Origin of the sequence: Rhodococcus sp. LB1, assembly GCF_001583455.1 — a bacterium.
Lineage (GTDB): Bacteria > Actinomycetota > Actinomycetes > Mycobacteriales > Mycobacteriaceae > Rhodococcus_F > Rhodococcus_F opacus.
Map to the genome: position 1 here is coordinate 45,733 of NZ_LTCZ01000124.1, position 16,870 is coordinate 62,602.

Below are 16,870 nucleotides of genomic sequence, written 5' to 3' on the forward strand. Positions count from 1 at the left end.
CCGCCTCAGCCCACGTGATGGTGGTCGGTCCGGCTGATCGCGACAGCCGAGACGATCACCCCGACCACCACACCGATGAGCGTGTCGACGACGCGGCTCACCGCGATGTCCGGGGCGACCGCCGAGCCGAGGCCCGTGAGCAGCAGAGCCATGGGCGTGATGGCGACGGACGCGAACGCGTAGTTCTTGATGACCACCAGTTCGGTCACGGTCTGCAGCACCACGATGACCACGACGGTCTGCCAGTACCCCATCGCTGCGGCGATCAGCCCGGCGGCGAGGACGGCACCTGCCACGTTTCCGACGAGGCGTTGAATTCCGCGCTGCACGGTCTGACTGAAGTTGAAACCCTGCATCGCGGCCATCGCACCCATCGACGCCCACAGCGGGTGCTCCAATCCCATTGCCACACAGATCCATCCGGCCAGCGCGGCCGCAGCGGCGATACGGGCCGCGTTGACGATCCCCTCTCGCGACTGCAGTGCCTGGACACCGTCCGCGAAGAAGCCGCCCGGCTTCGGGAGTACCGCGATCTCGGATCCGAACGCCGAAAGGTCGCTGCGGCGCTTCACCTTACGAAGTTCGGACTCGTGATCGACGAGCGCGCGCAGGGTGTCGTGGTCACGCTCGTGCGCCCACCGGTCGACCACCGTGTCCGCTTCGGCGAGAAGCGCGAACAATTGGTGGGAGTGCCCGTCCCGGCCGCGACCGCTGTGCGCGATCACATCTCGCGCGTTGTCGATCGCCTTGCGCGCGGACGCGATCGCGGAGGCGTCGTGTGCATGCTCCAGTTCCGCGGCCGCGGCGAGTGCCCGCGCCACCGCCAGCCGGGCGGGACCGAGGGGAACGAACAGACAGGGCGTCATGGCAGCGAGCCAGCCCACGACGACACCGATCGCCACGGCCACGACGGCCGGTCCGAGATCGGAGAGCTGGGTCGAATGCCCGACCGCGGCGGTCGCCGCGAAGATCAGGATGACCGGTCCGGGACCGGCGATGCGGAACGCCGCCAGCAGCCACGCGGCGACCCCCGACGCCACGGACATGACCGCGATCTGCAGCCAGAGCGACAGTCCCGCCGCACCGAGGAGCGCTCCCCCGGCGACGAAGGCGATGAGCGCGACACCGACGAGACCCGTCTTGCGGGCGAGCCGCGGGTACGGCTCGTATCGGCCGAACGCGGCGGTCAGCGCACCGAGCGCCGCGAAGCCCGAGAGATTGCCGTGCCCGAGCAGGCCGCCGATGACCAGCACCAGGGCCGTCGCCGCACCTACCCGTAGCGCAGGGGCGATGGTGGCGTCGGCGTTCCGGACCTCGAACGCACGACGCCATGTCGACGGGGCCACCGAGTGGGCGAGCGCCCCACGGGAGCGATGGAGCCGGCTGAGGTCAGGTGCGTATCGAGGGGAAGCCTGCATGACCTCAGCGTACCGTATACTTCACCAGTAAAATAGTTCTGAATTAATGTGAAGTTGGTCGCTACGATGGTTTTCATGAGCACTGCCCCACGTCCGGATGAGGATTTCACCGATCGCGTTCGACGCGAATGGGCCGAGACCCATCCCGAAGTGGACACGTCACCGATCGAAGTGATGGGTCGCATCACCCGGATCGGATCCCAGGCCCTGCAGCAACTCGACCGCGCCCTGGACGCGAGCGGGGTCTCGCGCGCCGAGTTCGACGTCCTGTGCGTACTCGCCCGCAGCGATCGGCCACTGCGAGCCAGCGAGGTCACCGCCGTGACGATGCTCAGCGGCGCATCCACCACCAAACACGTCGACCGCCTGGCCCGGCTGGGACTCGTGGAACGGTTACCGTTCGAACGCGACGGGCGCGTCGTATTGCTTCATCTGACCGAGTCCGGGCGGAAACTCGTCGACACCGAGTTCCCGCAGCGTGTCGAACGGGACCGGCAATTCCTCGCCGGACTCGACGAGGACGAATGCGCCGTCCTGGCCGGGCTGCTCCGGCGGATCGCCGCCAACGTCGAATCCGGGATTCGCCGGTAGTTCCCTCCCTCAGGGAATGATCTTCCGGGCTCGAAGGTCGCGGAAGATGTCGAGGAACATCTGCTCGGTCTCGACGTGCCGGTGGAAACCCAGCCGGCGCGCCTTGGAACCGTCGGCGATGACGTCGTAGTCCCAGCCGAAGACGAAGTCGCCGAACGCCCACGACGAGACGTCCGAGTACGGCGTGGGCTCCAGTCCGTGCTTCGCGACGAGGCGGTCCCACACCGACTCCTTGTCGGCCATGACGACGTCCATCGACATCGGCAGCGGCGGTGCGACGTCCAGTTCGAAGAAATCCGCGATCTTCGGCAGCATCTCGTCCCAGCGGAACAGATCCCCGTTGTTGATGTTCAACGCCTGGTTGGCACACTCGGGCGTGGTCGCGGCCCAGACGGTCGCCTCCGCCAGCAGTCCGGCGTCGGTCATCTCGATCAGACTCGTGTACGCGCCGGGCTTACCCGGAAACCGCAGCGGCACTCCGAGTTCCTTCGACATCGTGGCGTAGACGGCAATCACCAGTGCGAGATTCATCGGGTTGCCGAGGGCGAATCCGCACACGACCGAGGGGCGGATCGCAGACCACGTCCAGCGCTTGCCGCGCTGACGGTCTTCCAGGAACTGTTGCTGATCCACATTGAACTCGGGCGGCATGTGCGGCGGGTCGCTCTCGCGCGCCGGCGTCTTGAACGGTCCGAGATGGGCGCCATAGACCTTGTAGCCCTGCATCAGGCTGATGTGCTCGAGCGCGGCAGCCACGGGTTCGAGCGCGTTCACCGTGTTGACGAGCATCGCGACGTTGGGTGCGACGAGCTCCGCCCACGACGGACGGTCCTGGTAGGCGGCGTAGAAGATGTGGGTCACGTCGCGCATTTCACCCAGCTTGTCGGCGGCGTCGCGCTCGTCGAGCAGATCGACCGCGATGTGCCGCACCCGGTCGGTGCCGGGTCCGCCTCGGCGCGACAGTCCGATGATCTCCCATTCCCCGGTCGCCTCGAGGTGGTCGATCAGATTGCCTCCGATCACCCCGCGCGCACCGACGACCACTGCCACTCTGCGCTTCGCCATCACTCACCCCTATCGACATATCGCGAAGTTGCGATATGCCGAGTCAAGCACACATATCGGAAAATCGCGATATGGCGGTACGATGAGTCTGTGAGTGAGCTTCCGGACGCGACCGACCTGGCCCTGGTCTTCAAAGCGTTGTCGAACCCGACCCGCGTGCGCATCCTGCAGTGGCTGAAGGACCCCGACAGCTTTCCCCCGCAGCTCGAACCCGCCGACGAGGTGGGCGTGTGCCTGAAGCACATTCAGGCGAGGGCCGAGGTCTCCCAGTCGACGGCCTCGCAGTACATGACCGCGCTACAGAGCGCCGGACTGGTCACCAGCCATCGGATCGGCCAGTGGACTCACTACCGCCGCAACGAGGACCGGATCGCCCGGCTGGCCGATCACATCCGCACCGAACTCTGAACGAATCAGGGCATCTCGACAGTTTCGGCGCGCGCGATCTCGTCGAGCGCCCGGCGGACGTAACCGTCGGCGGGAACCTCCGCCGCACTCAGCAGATCGGCGATCACCAGGATCGCGGCCTCGACGGCACGCTCCGGTCTGCGCGGGCTCTCCTCGACGTCGGCCACGCCGAGTGCACCGGTCAGCACGGTGACCAGCGAATCGACGTCGACTACCGGAAACCAGAGTGCCGCCGCCCGCGCGCAGCGGGTGAGAACGTCCTGCACATCCTCACCCGTCAGCCCGTCCGGGTGCAGCGTCTCGAGCAGTTCCCGGACCACCCCCGCCAGCACCGCACCGACCTGTTCCGCGGGCAGGGCCGCCAGTTCCTCCGTCGCCTCGGCCAGCGCCGCCGCGTCCGACGCACGCGCCGCGACGATGGCGGCATCCAGCGCTTCGGCGATGTCACGCGCGACAGCAGGCCAATGAGTGGGCCACATCCGGTAGATCCTCTTCTCGTCTTCATCGAACCGAAGCTCACTGTGCCACGAGGCTCCGACAGTCAACGCAGCCGCTCGATCAGCCGCAGCGCGTCGAACGGCGCGTGCCCCTTCATGTCGTTGTCGAAGTAGGCGAAACAGTCGAGCCCCTCCCCGAGCCACCGCTCGAGCTTGCGGGCCCACTCGTCCAGCGCCTCGTCCGTATAGCCGCTGGCATACAACTCCTTGTCCCCGTGCAACCGGACGTAGACGAATTCGCTCGTCACTGCCTCCACGTACGGGTACCGGCCTGCCGTGTCGGCGACGACGAACGCGACGTCGTGCGCGCGGAGCAACTCCCTCGCCTCCTCCGTGTCGAAACTGGGATGCCGGACCTCGAGCGCGTGGCGGACGGGGCGATCGGCATCCGTTTCGGTCCAGGCCCTGTCGTCGGTGAGCTTGTCGTCGTGACGTGACGCGAGCGCCGCGGCGTCGGTGGTCGTGCGCGGCAGCTGGTCGAAGAACGCTGCGAGACTCGTCGAATCGAACGCGAGTGTCGGGGGCAGTTGCCACAGCAGCGGTCCGAGCTTGGGGCCCAACGCGAGCACCCCGGATGCGAAGAAGTTCGCCAGTGCCGTCTCCGCGCCGACCAGCCTCTTCATGTGCGTGATGTAGCGCCCGCCCTTGACGGCGAACACGAAACTCCCCGGTGTTTCCTCACGCCACTTGGCATAGCTCGTCGGCCGCTGCAACGAATAGAAGGACCCGTTGATCTCGATGGACGTCAATCGCCCCGCGGCATAGGTCAACTCCTTGCGATGCGCCAGGCCTTCCGGGTAGAAGTCGCCGCGCCAACCGGGATACGTCCAGCCGGAGATACCTACGCGGGCCTCAGCCATCTCACGACCCTAGCGCCGGAACCTATTGCATGTGGCCCGTCCCGGGAGAACCATGAGAGGACCCCACAATCGAGGAGGCACTGATGCCGAGATATCTCTGGCAGGTCACGTACTCACCCGAAGGCGCGAAGGGATTACTCGCCGAAGGCGGCACCGCACGACGCGACGCGATCACACAGATGGTCGAAAGCGTCGGGGGCACAGTCGAATCCTGCTACTTCGCACTGGGTGGCCGGGATCTGTTCGTGATCGGTGACGTGCCGGACGACGTCGCGGCCGCCGCGCTCGGCATCCGCACCACCGCCTCCGGTGCGGCGCGGTCCGAATCGGTGGCGCTGCTGACGCCGGAGCAGGTGGACGACGCGGTGCGCCGGGACGCCGAGTACCGGGCGCCCGGCAGCTGATCGACTCCCCCTGCGGTAGCGAATATCGTTCTGCAGGATGATGTGCGGCGGCGGAGTCGGTCGATAGCGTCGAGCCATGCCAACTGACCAGGCCAACTCCACATCGGTGAACCCGTTCACCACCGAGTCCGCTCGCCGTTCCCTGTTCGCGCTGAGGGCGTTTCCCGCAGGCCTCGTCTCGCTCGGCGCCGCGGTGACCGGACGGCACCGCTGGGCCGGGCGGTGGCAACTCGCTGCCGCCGACTCGAGCGCGTCGGAGCGGATCGACGTGCGTTCGCCGTCGTGGCCGAGAGTTCTCGCGCACTCGGTGCTGTCGCTGCTGGTCGGGATGGTGGCCTGGTTTTTCGCGTTCCTCAGCGTGATCGCCGCGTTCCGGGGCCTGTTCTACGGGCTGATCACCGACGGTTCCTACGAGTACAGCTGGGGTGGTCCGACGCTCGCCGGCGCCTGGCTGGTGCATCTCGTCCTCGGACTCCTGCTCGTGCCGGTCGCCGTGTGGATCCTGAAGGCCATCGCCTCTCTGCTGGCCGGACTCACTCGGCGTCTACTCGGCGACGGTGGTCCGGTGTGGGCCGTTCCCGTCGCGCTCGTGGTCGCCGCCGCGGGCGCGCTCCTGTTCCGCTCCTGGCTGCATCAGGCCTGAGACCACGTACGCGAGAACACCGGAATGAATGACCATGAGAGAAGGTTTCACCCCACATGACGGAGACCACAGCAGAAACCCCGCAGCTCGGACAGTTCGGCGTCTGGCGTCACGCCGGCGGATTGGCCCCCGAGGTGGGTGCGGCGATCGAATCGGCAGGCTACGGCGCGATCTGGATCGGCGGCTCCCCGCCTGCCGACCTCGACGTCGCCGAACGCCTGCTCGACGCGACATCCACCATCACGGTCGCGACCGGAATCGTGAACATCTGGACCGCCCCCGCCGACGAGATCGCGACCTCGTTCCACCGGCTCGAAGCCCGTCATCCGGGGCGCTTCCTCCTCGGCATCGGTGTCGGCCATCCCGAACAGCCCGGACTGAACTACAGCAAGCCGTACGCCGCGCTCGTGGAGTATCTCGACGCCCTCGATGCTGCCGGTGTCCCGGCCGGACGACGCGTCCTCGCCGCACTCGGTCCGAAGGTTCTGGAATTGTCCGCAGCCCGCGCCGCCGGCGCCCATCCGTACCTGACCACTCCGCAGCACACCCGTGAAGCGCGTGAGCTGCTGGGCCCGGGTCCGGTGATCGCGCCGGAGCAGAAGGTCGTGCTGGACACCGATCCGGAGCGCGCCCGCCCCATCGGACGTTCGGCCGTCGAGAATCCGTACCTGCACCTGCGCAATTATGTCAACAACCTGAAACGGCTCGGGTACACCGACGAGCAGATCGAGAACGGCGGCAGCGACGACCTGATCGACGCGCTCGCCGCCCACGGCGACACCCAGTACGTCGCCGGCCGCCTCCGGGAACATCTGGACGCGGGCGCCGATCACGTGGCCATCCAGGTACTCCCCGCGGGCGACGATCCGGTGCCTGCCCTGCGGGAGCTCGCAGGCGCGCTGGGACTCTGAGTTCCGCTAACGAAATGGTGTGATGGCGGGTACCGCATACTGAAAGGGGTTCGCCGAAACGGTCGGGGTATGGTCCCCTTCTGAACGGCAGGCAGCACTGAACGCAAGGTAGGAACTGTGCAAGAGCCAACGGCACGTCCGGTCGGCCCGTACGCTTCGGGGCCGCCACCTGCAGCCCTGACCGTGCACTCCGCGAGCCTCGATCATTTCCGCGCCGCGGAGTTGTGGCGGGCGCTGGTCATCGGCCTGGTCGTCGTCGCGTACACCTTGTCGGCGCTGGTCACCTGGCCTGTCCGACGTCGTGGCCGCACCCTTGCGGACGCGGCGTCGGAAGGCCTGGTCAACGGATTCGAGGTGCTGGGTCCGACGTTCGTCAAGGTCGGGCAGCTGATGGCGTCGTCCTCCGGTGTGTTTCCCGCACCGTTGGCCAACGCCTGTCTGCGATGTCTCGACGACGTGCCGCCGGTGCCCGCCGAGGACGCCCGCCGGGTGATCGAAGCCGACCTGGGGCATCCCGTCGACGCACTGTTCGCCTCGTTCGACGACGTCCCCCTCGCCGCCGCATCCGTCGCGCAGGTGCACGGCTGCGTTCTCCCCGACGGCAGGGAAGCCGTCATCAAGGTCCAACGCCCCGACATCTTCCGCCGCATGGTGGTGGACCTGCGCACCGCATACTGGGGTGCGCGGATCCTCGAGAAACTGTTCGAGTTCTTTCGCATCGCCAACGCCACCGCCATCATCCGTGACCTCCACGCGGCCACGATGACCGAACTCAACAGTGCTGTGGAGGCCGACCGCCAGGCGCGGTTCAGGACGAACATCGGGGCGTTCGGCGACAACAAGGGCGTCACCACCCCCGAGGTGTACTGGGACTACTGCGGTCCGCACGTCATCTGCATGGAACGCATGTACGGGCTGCCGCTCGACCGGTTCCCCGACCTCGTCCACATGGACACCCGCATGCTGATCCGCCGGGGCGTCAAGGTGTGGATCGAGTCCGTCATCCTCCACGGCCCGTTCCACGGCGACGTGCACGCGGGCAACCTGTGGGTCCTCGACGACGGACGCATCGCGATGCTCGACTTCGGCATCGTCGGTGAGCTCCCCGAGTCGTGGCGGCAGATCCTGCGCGACATGTTCTACGCGACGCTGATCGACGGCGACTTCTCCCGCATGGCCCGCGGAATCCGGAGCCTCGGATATGCCACGGACAACGACGCCACCGACGACGAGATCGGACTCCAGGTGGCCGCCGCGCTCGCACCCCTGCTGGGCCGGGACCTCGGCGAACTGCGGCTCAGCGAACTCATCATGGCGCTCATCGGCATCGGCAAGAAATGGGGCGTCGCCAGCCCCGAGGAGCTCGTCCTGTTCGGGAAGCAACTCGGCTACTTCGAGCGCTACGCCACGGAACTCGCACCCGGCTGGGTGATCGGGCAAGACCTGTTCCTGTTCCGCAACGTCTTCCCGGACGCCGTCGCCGCGAAGGCCCTCGAACTCGGGGTCGAACTGCCCGACGAGTGACGCGAGCTCGCGGCGAGGGAATTATTGCCCGGTCAGTGAATCCAGCACCGAGGCTCGGTGGAGGGGGTGGTCCGGGAGCCGGTCGGGTGTCAGGATCCAGTCGTTGCCGGTCCACGGGTCGGAGACGGTGAGGACCCCCGATGTGGGAACCTGCTGCGCGATGCGTTCGAGCACCGCGACGCCTGGATCCGAATCGGCGGAGGCGCTGTCGCCGACGATGATCAGCGACGTCCCGACCGCGGGGCCGTGATCGGCGAGGTGCACGATGCGGGCGGCGTCCTCGGTGCCGTATCCGTGCGGGAAATCGCCCAGGATCACCAGTCGCGGCTCCGGTACGGCGTCTCGGATTCCGCTGCGGGCCGCCATTTCTGCGAGGTCGACGCTCTCGGACAGCGTGGTGAGCCGGGCGGTGACGTCGGAGGCCGAGGTCACGACGGGCGAAGCCAGCAGTGCACCGAGGGGTTCGGTGAACGTGCGCAGCGAGCCGCTGAGGTCGACGACCTCCAACCGCTGTGCCGCCGCAGGTGACGCCACCAGCATGCGCGCCGCCAGCGCCGCGACCACCGGTGCGGCCTCGGCCGGATCGCCGACGATCCAGAGCGGACGCCCCAACGGGTAATGAACGCAGAACGGGACCCGCAACTCACCGAGGTCGGGTGCGGACAACTCGCCGAGCCTCAGCCCGTCCGTCACGGCGCTGCCGGTGACCGGGCTCGTCCACGCGGCGGACCCGAAGGTGGCCAGCGACCGCGGCAGCAGCGGGTCGATGGCGCGGAGTTCGTCGGCCAATTGCGCAGTCTCGCCGTCGAATTTGCGCTGCGCCTCGGCGACGAGGGCGTCGCACCGCCCCTGCGCCCTGGCCTGCGATTGCACGACCGCCGGACTGTTGCGTGTGGACGGGTCGGCCACCGACTCGGACAGTTCGTCGTCCAGCCGCGCCTGCGCGTAGTCGCGGGAGGATCGGAAGGAGGCCGCGGACCGGGCCGCGTCCTCGAAGATCATCCACGCCCTCTCGAACGAGTGCGCCGGGTCGAGCGGGATGCCCGCAGGACCGGGTGTCGCCGGAACCTCCTCGGCGACAGGGTGCGCGGGTTCGTCCACCTCGACGCCGTGCCGGGTGACGAGTTCGGCGAGGCCGCCGTCGTATCCCTGCCCGACGGCCCGCACCTTCCACCCGGTGCCGCGGCGGTAGATCTCGAGGCAGATCGCGGCCGCCTCGGAACCGACCAGCGGGATGTCGAAAACGACCAGGGGAACACCATTTTCGTCGGCGAGCGTGGCCGTCAGCCCCTCGCGGGCCAGCGTCGCCGGACCGTTCGGGGATGCCGGATCGACACTGACCACGCACAGCACGGCCGCCGCAGCGGCGTCCACCTCGTCCAGCTGCAGCCGGACCGTTCCGTCCGCGTCGAGTTCCACACCGGCGGCGCGGCGCTGGTTGTAGAACACGAAATGGTCCGCGGACAGCGTGCGCAGATCACCGTCGACGATCAACGCGGAGACGTCGATCGGCGTCGCATCGACCGCACGGAAACGCAGTTCGCGCGACGGCAGCGGGGCGTTCTGCCCCGGAACGAGGTGGACCGTCATCGCCGCCCCTAGACGCCGAGGAAGCGGGCCAGTTGAGGCGCGGCCTCCCCGGCGTGCTTGGCCTGAATGCCCTCACCGATGGCCTGCAGCTTCCACTCGCCGCCCACCCGGTACACCTTGGCCATCACCATTCCCGTGAACGGCATCCCGCCCTGCAGCGTGAACCGGGCGAGTTCGGCCGACGACGTGGTGTCCACCAGGCGGCAGAAGGCGTTCTTCACCTGCTCGAACGTGTGCCCGCGGTACGACGTCACGATGAACACGATGGTCGAGACGTGCGGCGGAATGCGGGTGAGATCCACGAGGATCACCTCGTCGTCGCCGGCGCCCTCACCGGTGAGGTTGTCGCCCTGATGCCGGATCGACCCGTCCTTCGACGTCAGCTGCCCGTAGTAGGCGACGTCGACCATGTTGTCGTCCGCGAACAGGACCGCCGACGCGTCGAGGTCGACGTTGGCGGAACGGTTCCCGAACATGCCGCGCTTCTCGATCGGGTCCCAGCCGAGTCCCATCTGGATGTACGTCAGTGCGACGCCACCGTCCTTGCGGAGCGTGACCTTCTGGCCCTTGGAGAGGCTGACCGGTCGCGACTTGGTGAGACTGACCTCGGCCGGAGCAGCGGGCGCGGGGGGTGCAGCGGGAGCCGGGGGCGCAACCGGTGCGGCCGGCGGCGGGTAGGCGGCTTGCGGTGCCGGTGCCGGTGCGGGAGCGGGCGGCTGCTGGACGGGAGCGGCGGCGGGTGCGGGAGCGTCGTCGACGGACACGCCGTGATCGGTGACGAGTGCGGCGAACCCGCCGGCGTAGCCCTGCCCGACGGCCCGCACCTTCCAGACACCCTGGCGTCGGTACAGCTCGAGCGCGATGACGATCGACTCGGAGTTCAGTCCCTCGATCTTGTACTCGTACAGCGAGTTTCCGGCACCGTCGGACACCCGGGCGGTCGGCGGCGCGGAGCGGCCGAAGTTACTGGTGGCGTCGTCGAGGGTGATGACCGCGCGCACCTGGGCGATGTCGGCAGGCACCGCGCCGAGAGACACCTTCAACGAGGCTGCCTGTCCGGTGGCTCCGGGGACGAGTTGCACGCCGGGACCGGCCGGCTGGTTGAAGAAGACGAAGTCGGCGTCCGAGCGGACCTTCCCCGAGTCCGTGACGAGCAGCGCGGACAGGTCGGCGGCGGCCGTCAGTTCGAGGGAGACGATGACGTCGTCGACGCTCAGCGGGCCGTTCTGACCCTTGGCTAGCGGAGTGGACACTGCGGTGGTTCCTTCACTGTGGGAGCGTCGGGTTTGTCCCGTTTGGTCTGTTTGCCTACAACCTACAAAAGAGAGCCGACGGCCGTCGTCCCCGCACCCCGCGCGACACGGTCCGCGAACCAGCGCAGGATCTCCTCACCAGCGGCGATACCGCTGCTTCCGGTGACCGACAGGGTCGGATGCTGCCAGTCGACGGTTTCGAGTTCGCCGTGCCGGGGGCGGATGGCGGCGTCGGCCGCACTGAGCATGTTCGCGTCGAGGGCCCCGTCCCCGGCCGCCAGCACGGGCGCTTCCGGCGCGAGCACTCCGTCGTCGACGAGCCTCGAACGGACCTCCGCGACCGCACGGCTCTTGCACACCGCGTCGGGCATCGTGTAGATCTTGCGGCCCTGCCGGGACACACCCCATCCCCGATCCACGCACCAGTCGTTCCACTCCTCGACGAAGCCCGCCGGCATCGCATCGAGGTCCACGACCAGGTACGAGAACAACTCGTCGGCCACCCGGGACGAACGCACCCAGCCGTCGTCGATGCGGCGGCTCAGCTCGGCGCCGACCTCCACCAGCGAGGCTCCACGGCCGGCCATCGCGATGTCGACACCCGACCGCCAGCCCGCATCGGGCACCCCGTCGACGAGGATGTTGCCGCCGTTGGTCGTGATCGCGTACCGCCACGGCGCCCCCGGCAGGTCGATGCGCTGGAACTGGGCGACGGTGCGGGTGGTGGTGGGCACGACCACGGCAGACGCGGTGAGCCGCCGCAGCATGGCCTCGGCGGCCGACGTGACGTAGGACAGCGGCTTGCCGTCGTACACCTCGACGCACAGCAGGTCCTCGTCGCCGGGCCGCTCGGCAACGTCGCTCTCGGTGACGGCGAGTTCCATGGCCCCGCGCGAGTAGATCATGGTCCGGTCGAGGTCGGTCGCGATCAGCGCGGTCATGTCACATCCTTGATCAGACCCATGCACGAATAGGCCAGGCCGGGAACCTCTTCGACAGGGACCGAACGCGCGGCGGCGAGCAACCGGATGTGCGCGTGCTCCGGGGCGTCGAGGTCGCGGACGAGCACCCGCCACGGCACCCGGCGCAGCAGCACCCGGGTGGTTTCGCCGACGCCGGGCTTCACGAAGTTCACACTCGAGATTCCGTACTGCTCCCGAACCGCCTCGACGGACTTCCAGCCGTCCCAGGTCGGGGTGCGGTCCGACCGCAGCAAGTCCTCGACGTCGCCGGGAACGTGCTCACGCACATCCCCGAAGGACGCGCGGACGGAATCCAGGAGGTGATTGGACACGTCCTCGCCCGCCAGGTGCGCGTAGAACTTGGCGCCGTGGAAGTCGCCGAGGCCGATCAGCGTGTCGTTGAGGACGGTCCGCGACACCAGGCCCGACACGGTCGAGTTCAGGCACGCCGAGGCGATCAGGAAGTCGTCGCGGGTGCCGAACGTGCGAACGCAATGCCCGGGATCGGCGAGGACGGCGAGGTCGTCGTCGAACTCGGCGCCACCGGCTTCGCGGTACTCGACCAGTGCCTGCGACAACTCGCGGGCGATGGCACCCTTGCCCGTCCAGCCGTCGACGAACACCACCTTCGCCGGGTCGTGATGCTGCGCAAGGTAGTCGAGCGCGACGGCGTCGATCCCCCGGTCCCGGACGATGGAGACGGCGTAGTGCGGCAGCGTCAACCCGTGCACGTCGCGCGCCCAGCGGCGCATGAGCACACCCACCGGGGTTCCCGCCCGCGCCAGGGACACGAGGGTGACGTCGCGGCCGCGCTCGGCCAGCACGAGGTCGGTGACCGTCCCCACGGCACGCGCCAGCCGGATGGAGCTGTCCTGCAGCACCTTCTCGAACAGCTCGCGGTACTCCGCGTCGGGCTGGTATTCGATGGGCAGCGTTTCCGCGTAGTGGGCTTCACCCGACTGGATGCGGCGCTCCCGCTCGGCGACATCGGCTTCGAGGTCGACGTGCGACAGGTCTTTGAGCAGCCAGCCCACCTCGTCGGCGGCGTACGAACCGAACCCCGGGCCGGTCAGGGGCGCCGTCACGTCGACGCTCCCGCACGGGCGGCGCGCAGCGACCGCGGGTCGGCGCCGGACACGACGGCCAGCAGCACATCCGTCCCCGACGCGGTGAGGACGTCGAGGAGTCCGCCGGCTTCCGTGAGCCGGTCGGTGTCGGCCGCGGCGTCGATCACCGCGACCACGACGGCGTCCTCGTCCGGCCATTGCGCGTTGTAGACGAAACGCGGCTGTTCTTCCCCGATCTCGGGCGCCGTGAAGCGGAATCCGCGGCGCAGCGGGTATCCCGGCTGGTCGAGCACGTAGGCGGGCGACCGCGTGGTCGTCTGGAAACGAACCCGGACACCGGACGTGGCGAGCGCGTCCGCGATTCGCAGAGGGAGGTACATCAGCTCCTCGTGTCCGACGACGATCACCGGGCCCTGCGGGTCGAGCCGGTCACGGAGCACCGCGGCCGCCGACGCGACGGCCGCATCGAACTCCTCGGCGTCTTCCTGCAGGAACCCGTGACGCCCGCCCTCCGGAACTGTTGCGGGCCACGATATGTCGGCGCGCTCGACGGTCCCGGTTCGCTCACCGACGGGGTTGAGCACGGGATCAGGGAGGGCACCGACCGAGTCGATCAGTCCGTCGGGAAGCTCGGTGCGTCCCACCGCCAGACTCACGCTGTCGATCCGCACCCCCAGTTCGGCGGCGGCGGCGTCGACAGCGTCCCGGTGGCCCTGCTCGCGCATGTCGACGAGCGACGCCACGACGTAACGGCTGCGGGGGTTCTGCCGGTGCAACGCGCGGATCGCGTCGACCGCGGTGGCGCCGGTGGAGATCTCGTCGTCCACGAGGACGAGAGGGCGATCGCCCGTGAACAACTCGACGGACGTCGGCTGTAGCTGGTGACTGGTCGCGTGCGAGTGCCCCTCCTCGAACCCGGCGGACGTCCCGATCTCGGGGACGTCCCGGCGCGTGGAGTGCAGGTAACACCGGGCGCGCAGCCGGGCCGCGACGCAATGCCCCAGACCTGTTGCGGTTTCGGCGAATCCGAGCACGTCGGGATCTGCATCGGGGCCGAGGACGTCGGCGACCAGATCGCCGAGGCGGTCGCCTGCGCCGATCACGGCAGCCGGGTCGGTGGGCACGTGCTTGCCGAGGACCGTCGAGACGAGCAGGTGGGCACGTCGCGGGTTGCGCCGCAGGCCGGGCTCGACGAGTTCGGGGATGGTCAGCCCCGTGTCCGAACCCACGTGGGCGAGCGTCAGCCCCAGATGTTCCGTGGCCCAGGGCACCGCGCGCACGGCGGTGGGTGAGCTCATCGGACGGCCAGTGCGGTCAGTAGATCCACGAACGTGATTCCCTCGTTTGTCACGCCGAACACCTTCGCCCGGACGAGTGTCTTCTCGGCCCAGCTGCGGTGCGGGCGCATTTCGTTCATCTTGTTGCGATACCCCGACGCCTGGACGCCGCCGACGCTCTCGGCGCCGAGAATGTCGAGCGCATCGTGGTACTCCTCATGCGTGACCGCGGACAGGGCGTGCACGGCCGCGACGTGCGTCGGGTGGATGACGGTCTTGCCCTGGATGCCGTTGGCGCGGTCGAGGGCGATCTCCCGCAGCAGGCCGTCCAGATCCCGGCTGACCAGCTGCTGACGGAACCGCACCTCGTTGTGCTCCTCGAACGGCGTGGCGCGCAGGGTCGGCCGGAACATTCGCTCGTGGTCGGCGAAGTACTCCCACACGGGACCGGTGATGACGTGTCCGGTGTCGTCGGCGCGGCCCAGGAAGTTGACGATGCCGGCAATCGCGTCCGCGACCACCCGCACGTCGTAGATCGTCAGGTCGCGGTCGCGGCGGATGCCGAACGTGGCACACATGTCGGTAGCGCCGATGCGGACCGCGAGGATCCGCTCGCGGTGTTCGACGAGCAGTGCGCCGATCTTCGCGAGTTCGTCGTCGCGAGTCTCGCGGTGCACCAGTGCGGGCGATTCGAGCACCGGCATCGCATACAGGTGCTTGCCGAGCCGCTCCGATGCCGCGGCCAGCTCGTCGAGGAACGCACGCCCCGTCGCACTGCCGAACTTCGGAATCACGAATCCGGACAACACCTCGACGCCCGTGGTCAGCAGATCGGCGATCCGCCGAAGGTCCTCGGCGGCCCGCACCCGGACGAACAACTGCATCCGCGCACCACCGTGGACCGCGAGCCGATCGAGCGCGTCGACGGCGTTGAGCAGCGCCGCCTCCACCTGGTCGTCGGCCACCGCGTCCTCGAGGTCCAGGACCATCGAGCAGACACCGTCACCGGACCGGCGAAAGACGGTGTCCGCGAGGTCGGACCTCGTCGCAGGCACGTACAGCGTCGCGCCCAGCGCGACGGCCAGCACCGTCCGATCCTCGTCCGGCCCGAGCGCCTGCGGAGCGTGCAGGAACAGCCGGCCGTGCGTCTCGGGATCGAGGTGGTGGAAGTGCCGAACATGCTTTACCGCAGCCGGCATCATCTCTTCGCTAATGCTCATCGTCCCCCCGTGTCATCGCTGTCCTGTGTGTCCTCTCATCTTCTGAACCACCTCGGCAATGAACGCCGACACGGCATCGAGCTGGGCGACGTACGCCCAGTAGTCGGGATGCCTCCCGGTCAGTGTCCCTGCTATTCGGTCTATCCGCTCGAGCTGAGCGTCGAGGACCGACCCCCATTCCCGCACGAGCCCACGATTGACAGCCAACATCTGGGCGTCGCGGAGACGAAATCTGATCTCGTTTTCCTTGGCCCGCGGGTTTTCGCGGACCTCCCGCAGCAACCGCAGACGATCGGTGACGCCGTCGACGTTCGCCTCGGCGTCGACCAGATGGGTCCGCGCTGCGGCGGTCAGTTCGAGCGCCCCCTCGGGATTACCCGCGGTCAGAGCCTTCTGCGCCTGCTGCAGATCGGTCTGCGCCTGCTCGATGTGCCTGCGGCTCTCGCGGTCGTTGTGGACTAGATCCGACGAACTGGCCGCATTGAATTCGCGCAGCAGCGCGGAGTAGGCGGGCGCGAGGCGTTCCGCCCGAGTCTGCACGGCGGCGATCCTCGTCGTCACCGACGACACGGCGTGAGCGGCGTCCCGCTCCTTGGACGGGGCCGCGGCCAGTGCCTTCTCCAGCGCCGCCGACTCCTCCCGCACGCGCGCCGCCGCTTCGCGGATCAGGTTGGCGCCACGGGCGCCCTGCAGCGCCACGACCGCGGCGTCGAGTGCCGCTCCCCGATCGCGCACCGACGGGTAGCCGGCGTACGCGGCGCCCTCGGTCTGCACCCGCTGCTGCGCCGCGGAGGCGACCTGAAGCGCCTGCTGGGCAACCTGGGGCACGGCCGCCAGCATTGCGGTCGACTCCTCGAGATGGCCGCGATGTGTGCGATAGAACTCGTCGAGGGTCTGGGTTGCCGCGACCAACTGCCGCGTCACCTGCTCGTACGCGGCGGTGGCCGCAGGTGACTGCACGTTCTCGAACTGGTCTTCGGCCGCCAGGTACGCCGTCGCGGCCTGGTAGCACCCGTCGCGAACCGGTTCCCAGACCCGCCGGATTCCGCGTTCCGGAGTCAGCTGTTCCGAGGCGTCCACGGCCGCGGCGGCGATGCTCTGCCGGTTGTCCATATCGAGAAACGCTGCGACCATCGTGTCGTGGGCGCGACGAGCCGAGTCGTCGCCCCGGGCTCTTCCT

Annotated in this window: 17 protein-coding genes; 6 read left to right on the top strand and 11 right to left on the bottom strand. The window is 68.5% G+C overall.

What is annotated here, in order from left to right; genetic code table 11:
* Nucleotides 1-5 precede the first annotated feature (5 nt).
* On the bottom strand, nucleotides 6-1,418 hold the full coding sequence (locus AZG88_RS18765; RefSeq protein ID WP_061698533.1) for an FUSC family protein: 1,413 nt from the start codon (nucleotides 1,416-1,418) through the stop codon (nucleotides 6-8).
* Between the two features lie 66 nt (nucleotides 1,419-1,484).
* Between AZG88_RS18765 and AZG88_RS18770 the strand changes: the two genes are divergently transcribed.
* Complete coding sequence (locus AZG88_RS18770) at nucleotides 1,485-2,009, top strand: MarR family winged helix-turn-helix transcriptional regulator (protein ID WP_037182531.1); 525 nt, start codon at nucleotides 1,485-1,487, stop codon at nucleotides 2,007-2,009.
* Between the two features lie 9 nt (nucleotides 2,010-2,018).
* On the opposite strand, the gene AZG88_RS18775 is transcribed toward AZG88_RS18770, so the two are convergent.
* The gene (locus AZG88_RS18775) at nucleotides 2,019-3,074 is read right to left on the bottom strand and encodes an SDR family oxidoreductase (protein ID WP_442971724.1); all 1,056 of its coding nucleotides are present in this window, start codon (nucleotides 3,072-3,074) and stop codon (nucleotides 2,019-2,021) included.
* A gap of 90 nt (nucleotides 3,075-3,164) precedes the next feature.
* On the opposite strand from AZG88_RS18775, the gene AZG88_RS18780 reads away from it, so the two are divergent.
* Entirely contained in the window at nucleotides 3,165-3,482 is a 318-nt protein-coding gene (locus tag AZG88_RS18780; RefSeq protein ID WP_061698535.1) for an ArsR/SmtB family transcription factor, read from the top strand.
* A gap of 5 nt (nucleotides 3,483-3,487) precedes the next feature.
* Here AZG88_RS18780 and AZG88_RS18785 read toward each other — a convergent pair whose 3' ends face one another.
* Together AZG88_RS18785 and AZG88_RS18790 are read right to left on the bottom strand one after the other, a co-directional pair.
* Nucleotides 3,488-3,961 (bottom strand): hypothetical protein, encoded by a 474-nt coding sequence (locus AZG88_RS18785; protein WP_005251262.1) that lies wholly within the window; start codon nucleotides 3,959-3,961, stop codon nucleotides 3,488-3,490.
* Between the two features lie 62 nt (nucleotides 3,962-4,023).
* A complete protein-coding gene (locus AZG88_RS18790; RefSeq protein ID WP_061698536.1) occupies nucleotides 4,024-4,839 on the bottom strand; it encodes a DUF72 domain-containing protein in 816 nt (271 codons plus the stop codon).
* Nucleotides 4,840-4,922: 83 nt separating this feature from the next.
* Between AZG88_RS18790 and AZG88_RS18795 the strand changes: the two genes are divergently transcribed.
* From AZG88_RS18795 to AZG88_RS18810, 4 genes are all read left to right on the top strand, one after another.
* The gene (locus AZG88_RS18795) at nucleotides 4,923-5,243 is read left to right on the top strand and encodes a GYD domain-containing protein (RefSeq protein WP_005251258.1); all 321 of its coding nucleotides are present in this window, start codon (nucleotides 4,923-4,925) and stop codon (nucleotides 5,241-5,243) included.
* 76 nt (nucleotides 5,244-5,319) lie between these two features.
* A complete protein-coding gene (locus tag AZG88_RS18800; protein WP_005251256.1) occupies nucleotides 5,320-5,886 on the top strand; it encodes a hypothetical protein in 567 nt (188 codons plus the stop codon).
* A gap of 56 nt (nucleotides 5,887-5,942) precedes the next feature.
* Nucleotides 5,943-6,797, top strand: coding sequence for an LLM class F420-dependent oxidoreductase (locus AZG88_RS18805; RefSeq protein ID WP_005251255.1), 855 nt, complete (start codon nucleotides 5,943-5,945; stop codon nucleotides 6,795-6,797).
* 117 nt (nucleotides 6,798-6,914) lie between these two features.
* Entirely contained in the window at nucleotides 6,915-8,321 is a 1,407-nt protein-coding gene (locus tag AZG88_RS18810; RefSeq protein WP_061698537.1) for an ABC1 kinase family protein, read from the top strand.
* Nucleotides 8,322-8,342: 21 nt separating this feature from the next.
* Here the strand turns inward: AZG88_RS18810 and AZG88_RS18815 are convergent, their stop codons facing one another.
* The 7 genes from AZG88_RS18815 to AZG88_RS18845 all read right to left on the bottom strand — a co-directional run bounded on the left by AZG88_RS18815 (nucleotide 8,343) and on the right by AZG88_RS18845 (nucleotide 16,824).
* Nucleotides 8,343-9,911: a TerD family protein gene (locus AZG88_RS18815; protein ID WP_061698538.1), complete on the bottom strand. Its 1,569-nt coding sequence runs from the start codon at nucleotides 9,909-9,911 to the stop codon at nucleotides 8,343-8,345.
* Nucleotides 9,912-9,919: 8 nt separating this feature from the next.
* A complete protein-coding gene (locus AZG88_RS18820; RefSeq protein WP_061698539.1) occupies nucleotides 9,920-11,164 on the bottom strand; it encodes a TerD family protein in 1,245 nt (414 codons plus the stop codon).
* Between the two features lie 62 nt (nucleotides 11,165-11,226).
* On the bottom strand, nucleotides 11,227-12,105 hold the full coding sequence (locus tag AZG88_RS18825; protein WP_005251249.1) for a hypothetical protein: 879 nt from the start codon (nucleotides 12,103-12,105) through the stop codon (nucleotides 11,227-11,229).
* Nucleotides 12,102-13,211, bottom strand: coding sequence for a cysteine protease StiP family protein (locus AZG88_RS18830; protein ID WP_061698540.1), 1,110 nt, complete (start codon nucleotides 13,209-13,211; stop codon nucleotides 12,102-12,104). The genes AZG88_RS18825 and AZG88_RS18830 overlap by 4 nt, the downstream gene beginning before the upstream one ends.
* Nucleotides 13,208-14,491 carry a phosphoribosyltransferase family protein gene (locus AZG88_RS18835; protein WP_005251247.1) on the bottom strand — a complete coding sequence of 428 codons (1,284 nt, stop codon included), beginning with the start codon at nucleotides 14,489-14,491 and terminating at the stop codon, nucleotides 13,208-13,210. Before AZG88_RS18835 ends, AZG88_RS18830 begins: the two co-directional genes overlap by 4 nt.
* The gene (locus tag AZG88_RS18840; RefSeq protein WP_095868005.1) at nucleotides 14,488-15,690 is read right to left on the bottom strand and encodes an HpcH/HpaI aldolase/citrate lyase family protein; all 1,203 of its coding nucleotides are present in this window, start codon (nucleotides 15,688-15,690) and stop codon (nucleotides 14,488-14,490) included. Before AZG88_RS18840 ends, AZG88_RS18835 begins: the two co-directional genes overlap by 4 nt.
* 12 nt (nucleotides 15,691-15,702) lie before the next feature.
* Nucleotides 15,703-16,824: a hypothetical protein gene (locus AZG88_RS18845; RefSeq protein WP_061698541.1), complete on the bottom strand. Its 1,122-nt coding sequence runs from the start codon at nucleotides 16,822-16,824 to the stop codon at nucleotides 15,703-15,705.
* Nucleotides 16,825-16,870 lie beyond the last annotated feature (46 nt).

Excerpts from the sequence above, each read along its gene's own strand:
- AZG88_RS18795 (WP_005251258.1), top strand. The coding sequence starts at position 4,923 with ATGCCGAGATATCTCTGGCAGGTCACGTACTCACCCGAAGGCGCGAAG.
- AZG88_RS18805 (WP_005251255.1), top strand. The coding sequence starts at position 5,943 with ATGACGGAGACCACAGCAGAAACCCCGCAGCTCGGACAGTTCGGCGTC.
- AZG88_RS18835 (WP_005251247.1), bottom strand. The coding sequence starts at position 14,491 with ATGAGCTCACCCACCGCCGTGCGCGCGGTGCCCTGGGCCACGGAACAT.
- AZG88_RS18775 (WP_442971724.1), bottom strand. The coding sequence starts at position 3,074 with ATGGCGAAGCGCAGAGTGGCAGTGGTCGTCGGTGCGCGCGGGGTGATC.
- AZG88_RS18785 (WP_005251262.1), bottom strand. The coding sequence starts at position 3,961 with ATGTGGCCCACTCATTGGCCTGCTGTCGCGCGTGACATCGCCGAAGCG.
- AZG88_RS18800 (WP_005251256.1), top strand. The coding sequence starts at position 5,320 with ATGCCAACTGACCAGGCCAACTCCACATCGGTGAACCCGTTCACCACC.
- AZG88_RS18815 (WP_061698538.1), bottom strand. The coding sequence starts at position 9,911 with ATGACGGTCCACCTCGTTCCGGGGCAGAACGCCCCGCTGCCGTCGCGC.
- AZG88_RS18825 (WP_005251249.1), bottom strand. The coding sequence starts at position 12,105 with ATGACCGCGCTGATCGCGACCGACCTCGACCGGACCATGATCTACTCG.
- AZG88_RS18790 (WP_061698536.1), bottom strand. The coding sequence starts at position 4,839 with ATGGCTGAGGCCCGCGTAGGTATCTCCGGCTGGACGTATCCCGGTTGG.
- AZG88_RS18770 (WP_037182531.1), top strand. The coding sequence starts at position 1,485 with ATGGTTTTCATGAGCACTGCCCCACGTCCGGATGAGGATTTCACCGAT.
- AZG88_RS18840 (WP_095868005.1), bottom strand. The coding sequence starts at position 15,690 with ATGAGCATTAGCGAAGAGATGATGCCGGCTGCGGTAAAGCATGTTCGG.
- AZG88_RS18765 (WP_061698533.1), bottom strand. The coding sequence starts at position 1,418 with ATGCAGGCTTCCCCTCGATACGCACCTGACCTCAGCCGGCTCCATCGC.
- AZG88_RS18845 (WP_061698541.1), bottom strand. The coding sequence starts at position 16,824 with ATGGTCGCAGCGTTTCTCGATATGGACAACCGGCAGAGCATCGCCGCC.